We start from the raw sequence: 17212 nt of genomic DNA, 5'->3' as shown, positions 1-17212 counted from the left end.
GTCGCGGCGGGCGGTGCCGTCGCCGTCGCCGGCGGTGCCATGGCCGCCAAGGCCCCGCGGACCGCCGGCACCACCGCCAAGGCCGCCGCCGGCTTCGCCCCGTACGTCGACACCTCGCTCACCCCCGCCTACGACCTGCCCGGCACCGCGCAGAAGACCGGCGTGAAGAACTTCACCCTCGCCTTCATCACCTCCGGCGGCGGCTGCGACCCCAAGTGGGGCGGCTCCGGCGAGCTCGGCAACGACGCGGTGGCCAAGCAGATACCCGCGCTGCGCAAGGCCGGCGGCGACGTCCGGGTCTCCTTCGGCGGCGCCACCGGCTCCGAACTCGCCCTGGTCTGCGGCTCCGCCGACCAGCTGGCCGCCGCGTACGGCAAGGTCATCGACCAGTTCAAGCTCACCAAGGCCGACTTCGACATCGAGGGCGGCGCGCTGCCCAACACCGCCGCCAACACCCGCCGCGCCCAGGCCATCGCCCGGCTCCAGAAGACCCACCCCGGTCTGGACGTCTCCTTCACCCTGCCGGTCATGCCCGAGGGCCTGACGCAGGACGGGGTGAACCTGGTCGCCGACGCCAAGAAGAACGGCGTCAAGATCTCCGCCGTCAACATCATGGCGATGGACTACGGCGCCTCCTACAGCGGCGACATGGGCACCTACGCCACCCAGGCCGCCACCGCCACCCAGGGCCAGCTCAAGAAGGCGCTCGGGCTGCGCGACGCGGCCGCCTGGAAGACCGTGGCCGTGACCCCGATGATCGGCGTCAACGACGTCCAGCAGGAGGTCTTCCGGCTCGACGACGCCAAGCAACTGGTGGCGTTCGCCAAGGGCAAGCACCTGGGCGGGCTGTCGATGTGGTCCTCGACCCGCGACCAGGCCTGCCCGGGCGGCCCGGCCCCCTCGGCACAGCCGACCTGCAGCTCCATCGACCAGAAGCCGCTGGACTTCACCAAGGCCTTCGGCGCCTTCACCGGCTGACCCCCCACCGGCGGCCCGGGCGCCGGCCCGGGCCGCTCGCCCCCACGGCGGGGCGCGGCGGACTCCCCCTACCGCCGCGCCCCGCCGCCGCGCTCGCACGGCGGCCCCACCGGTCCGTACGGCCCCGCACCGCACTGCCGCGCCGTACGAGAGACGACCGGGGCGGTGCCCGTCCGCGGCCCCGCGAAGATCACCATCACCCACACGAACCCCACGGTGACCACCGGCGACGACGTTCTCGACCGGGCCTGCGCCTCCGTCGCCGACAAACGCCAAGGCCCCCGACCTGAGGTCGGGGGCCTTGAAGTGGGGTGAGTAACGGGACTTGAACCCGCGACATCCTGGACCACAACCAGGTGCTCTACCAGCTGAGCTATACCCACCATGACCGGTGCTGTGTGGTTCTTTTTCCCCACCGGCTGAGAAAAAGTGTACAGGGTCCGGAGGGGTGCTCGCGCCCAGGTTTTGCGTCCCGGGACCGAGGGCGTGTCGTGCGGGTCACGGCGGACCCGCAAGGAACCACACGACACGCACCCCCACGGCTCACTGCGGCGTGGACTGCGGCTCAGCAGGAAGGACGTGCTTGGCGGCGATGGCCTTCGCGGTGTCCGAGTCGGGGCCGGGCTGCGGTACGAAGACCGCCTCGCGGTAGTAGCGCAGCTCCGCGATGGATTCGCGGATGTCCGCCAGCGCCCGGTGGTTGCCGTTCTTGTCCGGACTGTTGAAGTACGCCCGCGGGAACCAGCGCCGGGCCAGTTCCTTCACGGACGAGACGTCGACGATCCGGTAGTGCAGATAGCTTTCCAGCGTCGGCATGTCGCGCAGCAGGAAGCCGCGGTCGGTGCCGACGGAGTTGCCGCACAGCGGCGCCTTCCCCGGCTCCGGCACATGCTGCTTGATGTACGCAAGCACCTGCGCCTCGGCCGCCTCCAGCGTCGTCCCGCCGTCCAGCTCCTCCAGCAGCCCGGAGGCGGTGTGCATCTGGCGCACCACCTCCGGCATGGTGCCGAGCGACTCGGCGGGAGGGCGGATCACCACATCCACCCCGTCGCCCAGCACATTCAGCTCAGAGTCGGTGACCAGGGCGGCCACCTCGATGAGCGCGTCATTCGCCAGCGAGAGTCCGGTCATCTCGCAGTCGATCCACACCATGCGATCGTTCATACATCTCACCCTACGGGGCGCTCGCGCTGTCCGGGCAGCACGGGGCGGGCCGGTCCCCGCCCGACCGCGGCCTCCGCCAGCCGGGAGGCGTAGCCCTCCGGCTGCGGTTTGCCCGCTTCGCCCGGTTCCGCGGTCGCCAGACCGTGGCCGGCCAGCGCGGGGGCGAACCGTTCCCCGCCGCTCGCGCCCAGCGCCGCCCGCTCGCGCTCCGGCCGCTCGGCGCGGTCGGCCCGCTCCGGCCTGAGCGCGGGCTCGGGTGCCCCGTGCGGCCGGCGCGCGCGGTAGGCCGCACGGTAGGCCGCGGGTGAGGCGCCCAGCTGCCGCCGGAAATGGCCGCGCAGCGCCACCGGCGAGCGGAAGCCGCAGCGACCCGCGACCTCGTCCACCGAGTAGTCGGATGTCTCCAGCAGCCGCTGGGCCTGCAGGACCCGCTGGGTGATCAGCCACTGGAGCGGAGCGCTTCCGGTCAGGGAGCGGAAGCGCCGGTCGAAGGTCCGCCGGCTCATGTAGGCGCGCGCGGCGAGCGTCTCCACGTCGAACTGCTCGTGGAGGTGCTCCAGCGCCCAGGCGACGACCTCGGCGAGCGGGTCGGCGCCGATCTCTTCAGGTAATGACCTGTCGAGGTAGCGCTGGTGCCCCATGTCGGACGCGGTCCGGCGGGGCGGCACGACGAGCCGGCGGGCCAGCGCGTTCGCGGCGTCTGCGCCGTGGTCGGTGCGCACGATGTGCAGACACAGGTCGATGCCTGCCGCCGTTCCCGCGGAGGTGAGCACATCGCCGTCGTCGACGAAGAGCTCGCGGGGGTCCACATGGACGGACGGATAACGCTTGGCGAGCGTCGGTGCGTACATCCAGTGGGTGGTGGCCGGCCGGCCGTCGAGGAGTCCGGCCGCGGCGAGAACGAACGCCCCCGTGCACAGCCCGACGATTCTGGCCCCTTCTTCATGCGCGCGGCGCAGCGCGTCGAGCGCGGCGGGCGGCGGGGCCTGGGTGATGGAACGCCAGGCCGGTACGACGACAGTCCCGGCACGGGAGATCGCCTCCAGCCCGTAGGGGGCCGACAGTTCGAGCCCCCCGGTCGTGCGCAAAGGCGCATCTTCGCCCGCGCACACAAGTAGCCGGTACCGCGGGACACCTGCGTCCTGGCGGTCGATGCCGAAGACCGAGAGCGGAATGGAGCTCTCGAAAATGGGGCCGCCACTGAAGAGGAGCACCGCGACTATTTCGCGGCGTCGTCGGGCGGCGAGCTTGCGTGCGGCATCTGGTACGGCAGCGGAGTCCTGGCTCATGGCACTTAAGCCCCCCTCGGTCGTCTCGCCCTCTCGGTCCTGCACAGTTCCCCCGCCGTCACTACCAAGATCGAATCTACTGTGTTCCGTGAGGATGGAGTGCCAAGTTCACCACCCGCTGGTATGTCGATATGGCAACTTGGCGCGAAGCATTCGATCACGAAGCGTTCCACTCGTCGGGCCTCCATGGGAAGTACGCGTCTCGGCTCTGCCCGTTCGCAGTAGGGCACAACCATGCCCAGCGGTCCTTTCCTCCCTGCTCACAACAGGGTTGAGGGGGGCTCAGGGGAAGGTATGGACCTCGGCCGGAAGTTGGCTGAAAACGGTCGCGCGCAGACTTGCAGAGGCCTCAGTTGACCGGCGTACGCCCTCCGGAATGGCGCCCGCCCCCGTGCGCCGCCGGACCCGGACGTCCCGTTCTGTCCCGGTGTCTTCCGAAGTCGCGCACCCGGACCCGCGCGGCGGTCCGTTCGGATTGCCGCAACAGCGCGCGACAGACGCAGGTCACCGCGCCCAGGCCGGCGGCGGCGCCGGCCGCGCCGGCCCAGGAGGCGCCGCTGAGGATCAGTACGAAGGGCACCAGGGCGCAGCTGAACGCGCCCCAGCGCACCACATCGCTCACCGGGTCGGGTGATCTGTCGGACGGCAACGGCACCATGTGCTCCCCTCGGACGGGCTGCTGGATACAACGCCGCCGACGATCATGGGTCACCGTCAGAGGGTACGTACGGGGGCAGGCCGGGGCATTGCCATCCGCGCCACGCTCCGGCATGCTCCGGGGAACGTTCGAGGCCCCACCCGGCTCGCGCGGGCGCTCCGCGTCCCCGGCGTGCTCTGGGCAGCGGGGGAGTGGCGCCGTACTCTTGGGGTATCGGGTTGGGAAGATGATTCCCAGTCGTGTTGTTCCTCTTTGAACTATGGCCTCCGGTCCTCGATCGAGCCAGCTCAGTCAACTGCCGGATCAAGTCAATCGCTGTTCCCCGTTCGCCCCTCCGCAAGAGGACGCCCTCGCCGAGACATCAATGGCCGGTCACGAAATCCCCGAACCCGCGGACCGCAAGCAGGTCGCCGATCCGATGGCGGACCTCGAAGCGGCGGAAAAGACGCGCCACTCCTGCGACCCTGCGTTCCGTCATGGCGTCGTGGTCGGCTTCGACGGCTCCATGTCGAGCGAGCGGGCGTTGGCGTATGCAATCGGTATGGCCCGGCGCCTCGGCTCCGGGTTGATCATCGTCCATGTGGCCAACCGGCTGCCGACGACCGTCTGGGCGGGCTGTGAGCCCCCGGTCTTCGTGGACGTACCGGATCACCGCACCGAAGTCCTGGGCCTGGAGCTGGCCTGCGCCGATCATCTCTCCGAGGTCCCCTGGATCCTCGTCGAGCGCGGCGGTGACATCTGTCACGAGCTGGAGGAGGTCGGCCAGGAGTACGAGGCCGACGCGATCGTGGTCGGCTCCACGCACGGCCTGGTCGGCCGGATCTTCGGCTCGGTCGCCGGACGGCTGGCCCGCCGGGCGCAGCGCCCGGTCATCGTGATCCCCTGACGCATCTCTGACGTACCCCCGGCGCATCCCTGACGTACCCCTGATGCGGCCCTGGCGCGGCCGCTGTCGCGCGCCGTCCCCGTGCCGCCTCGGTTCTCCGCTGTGTGTACACAGGTGAGGGGGCGTCATGGGGATTGTGCGCAGGCGCATTTCGCCGGCCGGCCGGAGGTGGATTGTGCGCTTGTGAGGGGTAGAAAACGGTCACGTGGGCGCGCCGCGTCACGGGCCCGGCGGCCGCGCGCACGGCAACTGCGTGCTGCCGCCCGGGTGGTGACGGTTCCCGGAGCGGCGGCATCCTGCCGGCGTATGGGCGACGCCGGCAAAGGGGAGGCGGCGGCTCCGCGCGTGAGGTGGCAACGCGCGGAGCCCCGCTCACGTGCTATTCCACCGTGACGGACTTGGCCAGGTTCCTGGGCTTGTCGATGTCGCGGCCCAGCGCCAGGGCCGTGTGGTAGGCGAGCAGTTGGAGCGGGATGCCCATGAGGATCGGGTCCAGCTCGGGCTCGTTCTTCGGGACGATGATGGTGTGGTCGGCCTTCTCCTGCTCCTGGTGGGCGACGGCCAGGATGCGGCCGCTGCGGGCCTTGATCTCCTCCAGGGCGGCGCGGTTCTTCTCCAGCAGGTCGTCGTCCGGGACGATCGCGACGGTCGGCATGGCGGGCTCGATGAGGGCCAGCGGGCCGTGCTTGAGCTCCGAGGCCGGGTAGGCCTCGGCGTGGATGTAGGAGACCTCCTTGAGCTTCAGGGAGGCCTCGCGGGCCACGGGGTAGCCGCGCACCCGGCCGATGAACATCATCGACTTGGCGTCCGCGTAGGCGGCCGACAGCTTCTTGATCTCTTCCTCGCCCTTGAGGATCTCGTCGATCTGGCCGGGCAGCTTGCGCAGGCCCTCGATGATCCGCTTGCCGTCCGCGACCGAGAGGTCACGGATACGGCCCAGGTGCAGGGCGAGGAGCGCGAAGGAGACCACCATGTTGGTGAAGCACTTGGTGGAGACGACGCAGACCTCGGGGCCCGCGTGGACGTAGATGCCGCCGTCGGTCTCCCGGGCGATCGCCGAGCCGACCACGTTCACCAGGCCCAGTACTCGCGCGCCCTTGCGCTTGAGCTCCTGGACGGCCGCCAGGACGTCGTAGGTCTCACCGGACTGGGAGACCGCGACGTACAGCGTGTCGGGGTCCACGACCGGGTTGCGGTAGCGGAACTCGGAGGCCGGTTCGGCGTCCGAGGGGATGCGGGCCAGCTCCTCGATCATCTGCGCGCCGATCTGGCCGGCGTGGTACGAGGTGCCGCAGCCCAGGATCTTGACCCGGCGCACCCCGCGCGCCTCGCGGGCGTCGAGGTTCAGGCCGCCGAGGTGCACGGTGGAGAAACGGTCGTCGATCCGCCCGCGCAGCGCGCGGTCCACCGCGTCCGCCTGCTCGGAGATCTCCTTGTGCATGTAGGTGTCGTGGCCGCCCAGGTCGTACGACTCGGCCGCGTACTCGACGGTCTCCGGCGTCGCCGTCGTCCGCGAGCCCTCGGTGGTGTACGTGCGGTAGTCGTCGGCCTTGAGGGTGGCCATCTCGCCGTCGTCGAGGGTGACGACCTGGCGGGTGTGCGAGACCAGCGCGGCGACGTCGGAGGAGACGAACATCTCGTGCTCGCCGATGCCGAGGACGACCGGGGAGCCGTTGCGGGCGACCACGATGCGGTCGGGGAAGTCGGCGTGCAGTACGGCGATGCCGTAGGTGCCCTCGATGTGCCGCAGCGCCTCGCGGACCCGCTCCTCCAGCTTCTCGGCCGTGGAGCGGCCGATGAGGTGGGCCAGGACCTCGGTGTCGGTCTCGGAGGCGAAGGTGAAGCCGTCGGCGGTGAGCTTGGCGCGCAGTTCGGCGGCGTTGTCGATGATGCCGTTGTGGACGACGGCGACCTTGCCCTCGGTGTCGAGGTGCGGGTGGGCGTTCTCGTCGGTGGGGGCGCCGTGGGTGGCCCAGCGGGTGTGCGCGATGCCGGTGGAGCCCGCGAAGCGCTTCGGCAGCCGGGACTCCAGCTCCCGGACCCGGCCCTTGGCCTTGGCGGTCTTCAGACCGCCCGCGGCCTTGCCGGTGCCCTTGGCGTGGATGGCGATGCCCGCCGAGTCGTAGCCGCGGTACTCCAGGCGCTGCAGGCCCTCCAGGAGCAGCGGAGCGACATCACGTTTGCCGATGTAGCCGACGATCCCGCACATACAGTGACCCTCCGAGAAAATGGTGTGGCAATGGTCGTGCCCGGCGCCCGTGGCGGGGGCGTCAGCCGTAGACGAGGCGGCGCAGCTGGCGGGCGGAGAGATCGGGCGGGGCCACGGCGCGGTGCGGCATCTCGTGGCGGATCCGTTCGAAGATCTCCTCGTTGCGCAGTCCCTGGGACTGCAGCTCCCGATGGCGGCGGCGGACGAATTCCTCCGTCGTCTCGTCGAAGTACGCCAGCACGTCCAGCACCACCCGGGCGGCCTCACCGCGCTGCAGCGGTGTGCTGCGCACCAGGTGGTCCACCAGGTCTTCGTGCGGCGCGTCAGCGCTGCGGTTACGGCGTTCGAGCACCCGTCGATATTGCGTGGCGGCGCGAGGAATCGCAAGAAATCTGCCCGGTATCGGGCACATCCCCGGTTTGGCGGCCGGAAAGTGGTCTGGACCTTGACCGGATCAGAGGGTCACGGTACGCATGGTCACCGTTCGGTCGCTCCATGCCATGCACGATGCCATGCACGACGTTGCCGAAGGGATCGTCGATGAGACGACGCAGACTGCTGTTCTCCCTGCTGCTGGTCGCCGCGGCGGGGCTGGGAACCGCCGCCGTACCCCCGCAGGGCGCCACCGGAGCCACCGCCCGGGCCGCCACCCCCCTGGACCAGGTGATCCCCGCTCCCGCGTCCGTGCACGGCGGAGGGGACGCCGTCACCCTCGGCGCGCACACCCCCATCCGCGTCCCGGGCGGCTCCGGCGAGGCCCGGAAGATCGCCGGCCGGCTGGCGGGGCTGCTGCGGCCCGCCACCGGCTTCGGCTTCCCGGTGACCACCAAGGACGGCCGGGACGGCATCGTCCTGCGGCTCGGCGGCAGCGGCACCGGGGGCCTGGGCGCCGAGGGCTACCGGCTGACCTCCGCCGGCCGCACGGTCACCCTCAGCGCCGCCCGCCCGGCCGGCCTCTTCCACGGCGTCCAGACGCTGCGCCAGCTGCTGCCCGTCGACGGGCAGCGGGGCGCGCGCCGCGGGTCCGTGCGGATCGCCGGGGGCACCATCACCGACGCGCCGCGCTACGCCTACCGCGGGGCGATGCTCGATGTCTCCCGGCACTTCTTCACCGTCGCGCAGGTCAAGCGCTACATCGACCAGCTCGCCATGTACAAGATCAACAAGCTGCATCTGCACCTCTCGGACGACCAGGGCTGGCGGATCGCGATCAAGTCCTGGCCGCGGCTGGCGACCTACGGCGGCTCCACTCAGGTCGGCGGCGGCCCCGGCGGCTACTACAGCAAGGACGACTACCGCGAGATCGTCCGCTATGCCGCCGACCGCTATCTGACCGTCGTCCCCGAGATCGACATGCCCGGCCACACCAACGCCGCGCTCGCCTCCTACGCGGAGCTCAACTGCAACGGCCAGGCCCCGCCGCTCTACACCGGCACCAAGGTCGGCTTCAGCTCGCTGTGCGTGCCGAAGCAGGTGACCTACGACTTCGTGGACGACGTGATCCGCGAGCTGGCGGCCCTGACGCCCGGCCGCTACCTCCACATCGGCGGCGACGAGGCGCACTCCACCAGCCATGCGGACTACGTGGCCTTCATGGACAAGGTGCAGCCGGTGGTCGCCAAGTACGGCAAGACCGTGATCGGCTGGCACCAGCTGACCGGAGCGCACCCGGTCAAGGGCGCCGTCGCCCAGTACTGGGGCTATGACAAGACCGGCACGGCGGAGCGCACCCAGGTCGCCGACGCCGCCAGGAACGGCACCCGGCTGATCCTCTCGCCGGCCGACCGCGCCTACCTCGACATGAAGTACGACCGGAACACCCCGCTGGGCCTGTCCTGGGCCGGCTATGTCGACGTCAAGCGGTCCTACGACTGGGACCCGGGTCGCTATCTCGACGGCGCGCCCGCCGCATCCGTCCTCGGCGTCGAGGCGCCGCTGTGGACCGAGACCCTCTCCACCACCGCGCACATCGAGTACATGGCCTTCCCGCGGCTGCCGGGCATCGCGGAGCTGGGCTGGTCCCCGGCGGACAGCCACGACTGGGACGGCTACAAGGTGCGGCTGGCCGCCCAGGGGCCGCGCTGGGACGCCCTGGGCATCAACTACTACCGCTCCCCGGACGTGCCCTGGCCCGGTAAGTGAGCCCGCCGGCCGGGCGTCCGCGGACGCCCGGCCGGTCCGGCGTCAGAGCCCCAGCTCCCGGGCGATCAGCATCCGCTGGACCTCGCTGGTGCCCTCGCCGATCTCCAGGATCTTGGCGTCCCGCCACATCCGGGCGACCGGGTACTCGTTCATGAAGCCGTACCCGCCGTGGATCTGGGTGGCCTCCCGGGCGTTGTCCACCGCGATCTCGGACGAGTAGAGCTTGGCGAGCGCGGCCTCCTTCTTGAAGGGCTCGCCGTGCACCAGCCGGGAGGCGGCATGGCGCCAGGACAGCCGGGAGGTGTGGGCGCGCATCTCCATGTCGGCGAGCTTGAACTGGATCGCCTGGTTGCCGCCGATCGGCCGGCCGAAGGCCTGCCGCTCCTTGGCGTAGCGCACCGACTCGTCCACACAGCCCTGCGCCAGACCGGTGGCCAGCGCGGCGATGGCGATCCGGCCCTCGTCGAGGATGCGCAGGAACTGGGCGTAGCCGCGGCCCTCCTCGCCCAGCAGGTTGGCGGCCGGAACCCGGACGTCGGAGAACGACAGCTCGCGGGTGTCCGAGGCGCTCCAGCCGACCTTGGAGTACGGGGCGCCGACCGTGAAGCCGGGCGTGCCGGACGGCACGATGATCGAGGAGATCAGCGGGGAGCCGTCGGCCTTGCGGCCGGTGACGGCGGTGACCGTGACCAGACCGGTGATGTCCGTACCGGAGTTGGTGATGAAGCACTTGCTGCCGTTGATCACCCAGTCCCCGCCGTCCCGTACGGCGGTGGTACGGGTCGCGCCCGCGTCCGAGCCGCCGTCCGGCTCGGTCAGGCCGAAGGCGCCGAGCACCTCACCGCTGCACAGCTTGGGCAGCCACGCGCGCTTCTGCTCCTCCGTGCCGAAGTGGTAGATCGGCATGGCGCCCAGGGAGACGCCGGCCTCCAGGGTGATGGCCACCGAGGAGTCGACCCGGGCCAACTCCTCCAGGGCGATGCCGAGCGCGAGGTAGTCGCCGCCCATCCCGCCGTACTCCTCGGGGAACGGCAGGCCGAACAGGCCCATCCGGCCCATCTCCTGCACGATCTCGTACGGGAACGCATGCTGCTCGTAGTACTCGCCGATCTTCGGGGCGATGACGTCGTGCGCGAACGCCTCGACCGTGCGCCGGAGTTCTTCCAGCTCGGCGGGCAGACGGTGGTCCAGGGACATGGGGGTCACTCCTTGTGGGAGAGGGCGCGGAAGGTACGTGAGGGGCTCGGCCGGCCGAGGACCTCGGCCATCCACGCGCTGGTGGCGGTCAGCCGGCCGAGGTCGACGCCGGTCTCGACGCCGAGGCCGTGCAGCATCCACACCAGGTCTTCGGTGGCGAGATTGCCGGTGGCGCTCTTGGCGTACGGGCAGCCGCCGAGGCCGCCCGCCGAGGCGTCGATGGTGGTCACGCCGTGCTGGAGCGCGGCGAAGGTGTTGGCGAGGGCCTGCCCGTAGGTGTCGTGGAAGTGGACGCCCAGGCGGGAGGTGGCCACCCCCGCCTCGTTGAGGGCGGCGAGCAGCCGCTGCACATGACCGGGGGTGGCCACGCCGATGGTGTCGCCCAGGCTCAGCTCGTCACAGCCCAGGTCGAGCAGCTCCCGGCAGACCCGGACGGTCTGCGCCACGGGCACCGGGCCCTCCCAGGGGTCGCCGAAGCACATCGAGAGGTAGCCGCGGACGTGCACCCCGGCGTCCTTGGCGCGCGCCACGACCGGCGCGAACATCGCCAGCGCCGCGTCGACCGTGCGGTTGAGGTTGGCCTGGGCGAAGGACTCGGTGGCGCTGGCGAAGACCGCGATCCGGCGGGCGCCCAGGGCGAGCGCACGGTCCAGACCGCGTTCGTTGGGCACCAGGACGGGCAGCCGGTGCGGATCGAGGTCGCCCAGCTGCGGGAACAGCTGCTCCGCGTCGGCGAGTTGGGGCACCCACTTGGGGTGGACGAAGCTGGTGGCCTCGACGAGCGGCAGACCCGCCGCGGCGAGGCGGTGGATGAACTCCGCCTTGATCTGGGTGGGGACGACGGTCTGCTCGTTCTGCAGCCCGTCGCGCGCGCCGACCTCATGGATCCGTACGCGGGTGGGCAGCCCCTCCGCGGGGACCTCCATGGGCAGTCCGGTCGCGGTCATGAGGCGCTCTCCTGCCCGCCCTCGGGGGCGCCGGCGGATGCGGCGGCCTCGTCGGGGTCCTCGTGCGGGGCGACCACGGCCAGGATCTGGTCCATGGCGACGGTCGACCCCGCGGTGACGTCCAGTTCGGTGACCCGTCCGGCGTGCGGTGCGCAGATGACGTGTTCCATCTTCATCGCCTCCACGACCAACAGGCCCTGGCCCGCGGCTACTTCATCGCCGACGGCGACCTTGACGACGGTGACGGTGCCCGGCATCGGGGCCGCGAGGGTGTCCGCGCCGTGGGCCCCGGCGGCCCCGCGCAGCGCCGCCGCCACCGGGTCGTGGTCGATCACCTGCCAGGAGTCGCCGTCCCTGCCGAGCCAGTCGCCGGCGCGGTGGAAGCTGTGCACCACGCCGTCGACGGTGACCCGCACCCGGTCCGCGGTGACCTGCCCGGCCGGCGCGTCCGGCCGGACGTCACGGGCGACGGGGTCATGGCCCGGTACCCGCAGCCAGTGGCGGACGGGGGCGGGCTCGCCGCCGAGCCGGAAGCCGCTGGGCGCGGCGAACGGGTCGCGCCAGCCGCCGTCGGCCGCGGCCGGCTCCAGCGCGGCCTGCCGCACCGCCGCGGCCGCCGCATACACCTCGTCCGGCACCGCGCCGTCGACCAGCCCGGCCGCCTCCCGCTCCACCAGGCCGGTGTCCAGCTCGCCGGAGACCACGTCCGGGTGGGCCAGCAGCCGGCGCAGGAAACCGGCGTTCGTGGTCACCCCGAGGGTGACGGTGTCGGCCAGTGCGGCGCGCAGCCGGCGCAGTGCGGTCGCCCGGTCCGGGCCATGGGCGATGACCTTGGACAGCATCGGGTCGTAGCGGCTGCCGACCTCCCCGCCCTCCGAGAGCCCGGAGTCCGTGCGGATCCCGCCGCCCTGCGGCTCGTGCAGCGCCAGCACCGTGCCGCCGGTGGGCAGGAAGTCGCGGGCGGGGTCCTCGGCGCAGATCCGCGCCTCGATGGCGTGCCCGGTCAGGGTGATGTCCTCCTGGGCGCAGGGGAGATGCTCGCCGGCCGCGACCCGCAGCTGCCACTCCACCAGATCGAGGCCGGTGACGAGCTCGGTGACCGGGTGCTCCACCTGGAGCCGGGTGTTCATCTCCATGAAGAAGTACGAGGCGGGGTCCTTGCCCGGGACGATGAACTCGACGGTGCCGGCGCCGCGGTAGCCGCAGGAGCGGGCCGCCTGGACGGCCGCTTCTCCCATCGCGGCGCGGGTGGCCTCGTCCAGCAGCACCGAGGGGGCCTCCTCGATGACCTTCTGGTGGCGGCGCTGGAGGGAGCACTCGCGCTCGCCGAGGTGCAGGACGTTGCCGTGGCCGTCCGCCAGGACCTGGATCTCGATGTGCCGGGGCCGGTCGATCCAGCGCTCGACGAGCAGGGTGTCGTCACCGAAGGAGGAGCGGGCCTCCCGGCGCGCGGAAGCGATCTCGTCGGCCAGCAGGGTCTCCTCGCGGACCAGCCGCATGCCCTTGCCGCCGCCGCCCGCGGACGGCTTGAGCAGCACCGGCATGCCGATCTCCCGGGCCGCGGCGGCCAGTTGCGCGTCGCCCAGCCCGCTGCCCGAGGAGCCGGGGACGACCGGGACCCCGGCCGTCCGCACCGTCTCCTTGGCGCGGATCTTGTCGCCCATCAGCTCGATGGCGTCGGCGGGCGGGCCGATGAAGACCAGCCCGGCGTCCGCGCAGGCCCGCGCGAAGGCGGCGTTCTCGGCGAGGAAGCCGTAGCCGGGGTGGACCGCCTGCGCACCGGTCCGGGCGGCCGCGTCCAGCAGCCGCTCCACGGACAGATAGCTCTCGGCGGCCGGGGCCGGGCCGATCCGGACGGCCGTGTCGGCCTCGCGGACGTGCCGGGCCTCGGCGTCCGCGTCGCTGAAGACGGCGACGGAGCGGATGCCGAGGGCGCGCAGGGTGCGGATGACACGGACCGCGATCTCGCCGCGGTTGGCGATGAGCACGGTGTCGAAATTGGTGGCCATACCTGGGGACATCCCTCTCACATCCGGAAGACGCCGTAGCCGGGCGCGGTGCGGTCCTTTTCGGGGAGCGGCGCATTGGCGCAGGCGGTCAGCGCCAGGCCCAGCACCTGCCGGGTCTCCAGCGGGTCGATGACGCCGTCGTCCCACAGCCGCGCGGTCGCGTAGTAGGCGTTGCCCTGGGTCTCGTACTGCGCGCGGACCGGCGCCTTGAAGGCGTCCTCCTCCTCGGCGCTCCACTGTTCGCCGTGCGCCTCCAGCTGGTCGCGCTTGACGGTCGCGAGGACGGAGGCGGCCTGTTCGCCGCCCATCACCGAGATCTTGGCGTTCGGCCACATCCACAGGAAGCGCGGCGAATAGGCCCGGCCGCACATGGAGTAGTTGCCCGCCCCGTACGAGCCGCCGATGACGACCGTCAGCTTCGGGACGCGGGTGCAGGCCACCGCCGTCACCATCTTCGCGCCGTGCTTGGCGATCCCGCCGGCCTCGTACGAACGCCCCACCATGAAGCCGGAGATGTTCTGCAGGAACAGCAGCGGGATGCCGCGCTGGTCGCACAGCTCGATGAAGTGGGCGCCCTTCTGGGCGGATTCGGAGAACAGGATGCCGTTGTTGGCGACGATGCCGACCGGATGGCCGTGGAGATGGGCGAAGCCGGTGACCAGCGTCGTGCCGTACTCCGCCTTGAACTCCGCGAAGCGCGAACCGTCCACGAGGCGGGCGATCACCTCGCGGACGTCATAGGGCGTACGGGAGTCCGCGGGCACCACGCCGTAGAGCCCGGCCGGATCGGCCTTGGGCTCCTCGACGGTCCGCACCGTCCACGGCAGCGGCGCGCGCTCGCCGAGGGTGGAGACGATGGTGCGCACCAGGCGCAGCGCATGGGCGTCGTCCTCGGCGAGATGGTCGGTGACGCCGGAGGTCCTGGCATGCACCTCGCCGCCGCCCAGCTCCTCGGCGGTGACCACCTCGCCGGTGGCGGCCTTCACCAGCGGCGGCCCGCCCAGGAAGATCGTGCCCTGGTTGCGGACGATCACGGCCTCGTCGCTCATCGCGGGCACGTAGGCGCCGCCCGCCGTGCAGGAACCGAGGACGGCGGCGATCTGCGGGATACCGGCGCCGGACATCCGCGCCTGGTTGTAGAAGATCCGCCCGAAGTGCTCCCGGTCGGGGAAGACCTCGTCCTGCATCGGCAGGAAGGCGCCGCCGGAGTCCACGAGATACAGACAGGGCAGCCGGTTCTCCAGGGCGATCTCCTGCGCCCGCAGATGCTTCTTGACCGTCATGGGGTAGTACGTGCCGCCCTTGACCGTGGCGTCATTGGCGACGATCACCGTCTCGCGGCCGGAGACCCGGCCGATGCCGGCGATCACACCCGCGGCCGGCGCGGCCCCGCCGTACATCCCCTCCGCGGCCAGCGGCGCCAGCTCCAGGAACGGCGAGCCGGGGTCCAGCAGGGCGTCCACCCGGTCGCGCGGCAGCAGCTTGCCGCGCGCGGTGTGCCGCGCCCTGGCCTTCTCGCCGCCGCCCAGCCGGGCCGCCGCGAGCTTCTCGCGCAACTGGGCGGCCAGCTCGCGGTGCGCGGCCTCGTTGGCACGCCAGGAGTCGGACGCCGGATCGGCGGTACTCCCCAGCACCGGTGCCTGCTCCATCAAACGAGCCCCCTTGCTCGGTCGCTGTCCCGTCACCGCGATCCGCGGCTGCCGGGCCGTTCGGGTCGGCGACCGGGTTAATGGTCGTTAACCACACTCCCTTCAGGTTAACGAGCACTAACCCGGCTGTCTACAATCGACGGCATGAGTAATGCGCAGGCCCCCGCCCCGATCAGTCGCCGTGAGCAGATCCTCAGGGAGGCGGCCCGGCTCTTCGCGGAGCGCGGGTTTCACGGCGTCGGAGTGGACGAGATAGGGGCTGCCGTGGGCATCTCGGGCCCCGGTCTCTACCGGCACTTCGCCGGCAAGGACGCCATGCTGGCCGAGCTGCTGGTCGGGATCAGCGAGCGGCTGCTCGCCGGCGGGCGGATGCGGGTCGCGGAGGGCGGCGAGAGCCCCGAGGCGGTGCTGTGCGCGCTGATCGACGGCCATATCGACTTCGCGCTGGACGACCGGCCGCTGATCACCCTGCACGACCGCGAGCTGGACCGGCTGCGCGAGGCCGACCGCAAGCGGGTCCGCCAGCTTCAGCGGCAGTACGTGGAGCTGTGGGTGGAGGTCGTCCGGCAGGTCCACCCCGGCCCCTCCGAGCCCCGGGCCCGCGCCGCGGTGCACGCCGTCTTCGGCCTGCTCAACTCCACCCCGCACCTCGGCCGCCCCGGCGCCCTCCCGGGGCGTACGGAGATGGCGGAACTGCTGCACGGGCTGGCGCTGGGGGCGTTCGGGGCGGTGGCGCAGGAGTCCGCGGCGGACGGGTCGATGGCGGCGGCGGTGCCGGGCGCGTAGCGCAGGTCCTGGCCCGCACGGGTTTTCGTTGACCTCTGGACAGCCTTGGTGACTGGCGGGTAGCTTTCGCTGAGCAAGCGCTTAGCCATGCGCTTGGTCCGGCGACCTGGAGGAGGCGACGTAGCAATGCGCCGTACGGTGTTCAACGAGGATCACGAGGCGTTCCGCGAGACCATACGCGCCTTCATCGAGGCCGAGGTCGTGCCCGTGCACGACGAGTGGCTCGCCGCCGGCCAGGCACCCCGCGACTTCTACTACAAGCTCGGCGAGCTGGGCGTCTTCGGTATCCGTGTCCCCGAGGAGTACGGCGGCGCCGGCATCGACTCGCACAAGTTCGAGGCCGTGATGTACGAGGAGACCTCCCGCGCGGGCGTCTCCTTCGGCGGCTCCGGCGTGCATGTGCTGCTCGGCCTGCCGTACATCGAGATGCTCGCCACCGACGAGCAGAAGAAGCGCTTCCTGCCGAAGTTCGTCAGCGGCGAGGAGATGTGGGCGCTGGCGATGACCGAGCCGGGCACCGGCTCCGACCTCGCGGGCATGAAGACCACCGCGAAGCTGTCGGACGACGGCACGCACTACGTCCTCAACGGCGCCAAGACCTTCATCACCGGCGGTGTGCACGCCGACCGCGTGATCGTCTGCGCCCGTACCGCCGCGCCCCGCGAGGACGACCGCCGCTTCGGCATCTCGCTCTTCGCTGTGGACACCAAGTCCGAGGGCTACTCCGTCGGCCGCAAGCTGGACAAGCTCGGCCTGAAGGTCTCCGACACCGCCGAGCTGGCCTTCGTCGACGTCAAGATCCCGGTCGAGGACCTGCTGGGCGAGGAGAACAAGGGCTTCGGCTACCTGGGCCTGAACCTCGCCTCCGAGCGCTGGGGCATCGCCTTCGGCGCCTACGCCCAGGCCAAGGCCGCCGTCCGGTTCGCCAAGGAGTACGTGCAGGAGCGCACCGTCTTCGGCAAGCCCGTCGCCGCCTTCCAGAACACCAAGTTCGAACTGGCCGCCTGCCAGGCCGAGGTGGACGCCGCCGAGGCCGTCGCCGACCGCGCGCTGGAGGCCCTGGACGCCGGTGAGCTGAGCCCGGCCGAGGCCGCCTCCGCCAAGCTGTTCTGCACCGAGGTCGCGCACCGCGTGATCGACAAGTGCCTCCAGCTGCACGGCGGCTACGGCTTCATGAACGAGTACCCGATCGCCCGCCTGTACGCCGACAACCGCGTCAACCGCATCTACGGCGGCACCAGCGAGGTCATGAAGATGATCATCGCCAAGTCCATGGGCCTCTGAGCCGTAAGGTCTCC

The 17212-nt window shown here is 71.4% G+C and carries 13 protein-coding genes, 1 tRNA gene and 1 pseudogene; 5 read left to right on the top strand and 10 right to left on the bottom strand.

The genetic code is table 11. From position 1 onward, the window contains the following. Positions 1 to 66: 66 nt before the first annotated feature. Positions 67 to 978 (top strand): annotated as a pseudogene (locus BKA18_RS13205) (chitinase); the annotation flags it as partial. 307 nt (positions 979 to 1285) lie between these two features. Here BKA18_RS13205 and BKA18_RS13200 read toward each other — a convergent pair. From BKA18_RS13200 to BKA18_RS13185, 4 genes are all read right to left on the bottom strand, one after another. Next, positions 1286 to 1361 (bottom strand) — tRNA-His (locus tag BKA18_RS13200). Positions 1362 to 1521: 160 nt separating this feature from the next. Then, the gene (gene orn, locus BKA18_RS13195; RefSeq protein ID WP_040899217.1) at positions 1522 to 2142 is read right to left on the bottom strand and encodes an oligoribonuclease; all 621 of its coding nucleotides are present in this window, start codon (positions 2140 to 2142) and stop codon (positions 1522 to 1524) included. 5 nt (positions 2143 to 2147) lie between these two features. Next, the gene (locus tag BKA18_RS13190; RefSeq protein ID WP_147246855.1) at positions 2148 to 3431 is read right to left on the bottom strand and encodes a GlxA family transcriptional regulator; all 1284 of its coding nucleotides are present in this window, start codon (positions 3429 to 3431) and stop codon (positions 2148 to 2150) included. A gap of 349 nt (positions 3432 to 3780) precedes the next feature. Continuing rightward, complete coding sequence (locus BKA18_RS13185; protein ID WP_331716949.1) at positions 3781 to 4143, bottom strand: hypothetical protein; 363 nt, start codon at positions 4141 to 4143, stop codon at positions 3781 to 3783. A 310-nt stretch (positions 4144 to 4453) separates the two neighbouring features. Between BKA18_RS13185 and BKA18_RS13180 the strand changes: the two genes are divergently transcribed. Then, positions 4454 to 4975, top strand: a complete 522-nt coding sequence (locus BKA18_RS13180) for a universal stress protein (RefSeq protein ID WP_006605445.1) — start codon at positions 4454 to 4456, stop codon at positions 4973 to 4975. A gap of 379 nt (positions 4976 to 5354) precedes the next feature. On the opposite strand, the gene glmS is transcribed toward BKA18_RS13180, so the two are convergent. After that, positions 5355 to 7184, bottom strand: coding sequence for a glutamine--fructose-6-phosphate transaminase (isomerizing) (gene glmS, locus BKA18_RS13175; RefSeq protein WP_366043322.1), 1830 nt, complete (start codon positions 7182 to 7184; stop codon positions 5355 to 5357). A 61-nt stretch (positions 7185 to 7245) separates the two neighbouring features. Beyond that, positions 7246 to 7536: a hypothetical protein gene (locus BKA18_RS13170; RefSeq protein ID WP_006605447.1), complete on the bottom strand. Its 291-nt coding sequence runs from the start codon at positions 7534 to 7536 to the stop codon at positions 7246 to 7248. Positions 7537 to 7724: 188 nt separating this feature from the next. Between BKA18_RS13170 and BKA18_RS13165 the strand changes: the two genes are divergently transcribed. Beyond that, on the top strand, positions 7725 to 9326 hold the full coding sequence (locus BKA18_RS13165; RefSeq protein ID WP_366043321.1) for a beta-N-acetylhexosaminidase: 1602 nt from the start codon (positions 7725 to 7727) through the stop codon (positions 9324 to 9326). A 42-nt stretch (positions 9327 to 9368) separates the two neighbouring features. Here BKA18_RS13165 and BKA18_RS13160 read toward each other — a convergent pair whose 3' ends face one another. From BKA18_RS13160 to BKA18_RS13145, 4 genes are read right to left on the bottom strand one after another with little or no spacing between them, the layout of a single operon-like run. Beyond that, a complete protein-coding gene (locus BKA18_RS13160) occupies positions 9369 to 10523 on the bottom strand; it encodes an acyl-CoA dehydrogenase family protein (RefSeq protein WP_174243918.1) in 1155 nt (384 codons plus the stop codon). A gap of 5 nt (positions 10524 to 10528) precedes the next feature. Continuing rightward, on the bottom strand, positions 10529 to 11470 hold the full coding sequence (locus BKA18_RS13155) for a hydroxymethylglutaryl-CoA lyase (protein ID WP_366043320.1): 942 nt from the start codon (positions 11468 to 11470) through the stop codon (positions 10529 to 10531). Further along, a complete protein-coding gene (locus BKA18_RS13150; protein WP_366043319.1) occupies positions 11467 to 13479 on the bottom strand; it encodes an acetyl-CoA carboxylase biotin carboxylase subunit in 2013 nt (670 codons plus the stop codon). The genes BKA18_RS13155 and BKA18_RS13150 overlap by 4 nt, the downstream gene beginning before the upstream one ends. A 17-nt stretch (positions 13480 to 13496) precedes the next feature. Further along, on the bottom strand, positions 13497 to 15128 hold the full coding sequence (locus BKA18_RS13145) for a carboxyl transferase domain-containing protein (RefSeq protein WP_006605452.1): 1632 nt from the start codon (positions 15126 to 15128) through the stop codon (positions 13497 to 13499). Positions 15129 to 15272: 144 nt separating this feature from the next. Between BKA18_RS13145 and BKA18_RS13140 the strand changes: the two genes are divergently transcribed. Together BKA18_RS13140 and BKA18_RS13135 are read left to right on the top strand one after the other, a co-directional pair. Continuing rightward, a complete protein-coding gene (locus tag BKA18_RS13140; RefSeq protein ID WP_366043318.1) occupies positions 15273 to 15914 on the top strand; it encodes an SACE_7040 family transcriptional regulator in 642 nt (213 codons plus the stop codon). A gap of 126 nt (positions 15915 to 16040) precedes the next feature. After that, positions 16041 to 17198, top strand: coding sequence for an acyl-CoA dehydrogenase family protein (locus BKA18_RS13135; RefSeq protein WP_359363030.1), 1158 nt, complete (start codon positions 16041 to 16043; stop codon positions 17196 to 17198). Positions 17199 to 17212: the final 14 nt, after the last annotated feature.

Source organism: Streptomyces auratus, assembly GCF_050433025.1.
GTDB lineage: Bacteria > Actinomycetota > Actinomycetes > Streptomycetales > Streptomycetaceae > Streptomyces > Streptomyces sioyaensis.
This window is presented reverse-complemented; position numbering and strand designations above follow the sequence as displayed.

Excerpts from the sequence above, each read along its gene's own strand:
- BKA18_RS13190 (WP_147246855.1), bottom strand. The coding sequence starts at position 3,431 with ATGAGCCAGGACTCCGCTGCCGTACCAGATGCCGCACGCAAGCTCGCC.
- glmS (WP_366043322.1), bottom strand. The coding sequence starts at position 7,184 with ATGTGCGGGATCGTCGGCTACATCGGCAAACGTGATGTCGCTCCGCTG.
- BKA18_RS13165 (WP_366043321.1), top strand. The coding sequence starts at position 7,725 with ATGAGACGACGCAGACTGCTGTTCTCCCTGCTGCTGGTCGCCGCGGCG.
- BKA18_RS13150 (WP_366043319.1), bottom strand. The coding sequence starts at position 13,479 with ATGGCCACCAATTTCGACACCGTGCTCATCGCCAACCGCGGCGAGATC.
- BKA18_RS13145 (WP_006605452.1), bottom strand. The coding sequence starts at position 15,128 with ATGGAGCAGGCACCGGTGCTGGGGAGTACCGCCGATCCGGCGTCCGAC.
- BKA18_RS13135 (WP_359363030.1), top strand. The coding sequence starts at position 16,041 with ATGCGCCGTACGGTGTTCAACGAGGATCACGAGGCGTTCCGCGAGACC.
- orn (WP_040899217.1), bottom strand. The coding sequence starts at position 2,142 with ATGAACGATCGCATGGTGTGGATCGACTGCGAGATGACCGGACTCTCG.
- BKA18_RS13155 (WP_366043320.1), bottom strand. The coding sequence starts at position 11,470 with ATGACCGCGACCGGACTGCCCATGGAGGTCCCCGCGGAGGGGCTGCCC.
- BKA18_RS13180 (WP_006605445.1), top strand. The coding sequence starts at position 4,454 with ATGGCCGGTCACGAAATCCCCGAACCCGCGGACCGCAAGCAGGTCGCC.
- BKA18_RS13140 (WP_366043318.1), top strand. The coding sequence starts at position 15,273 with ATGAGTAATGCGCAGGCCCCCGCCCCGATCAGTCGCCGTGAGCAGATC.
- BKA18_RS13160 (WP_174243918.1), bottom strand. The coding sequence starts at position 10,523 with ATGTCCCTGGACCACCGTCTGCCCGCCGAGCTGGAAGAACTCCGGCGC.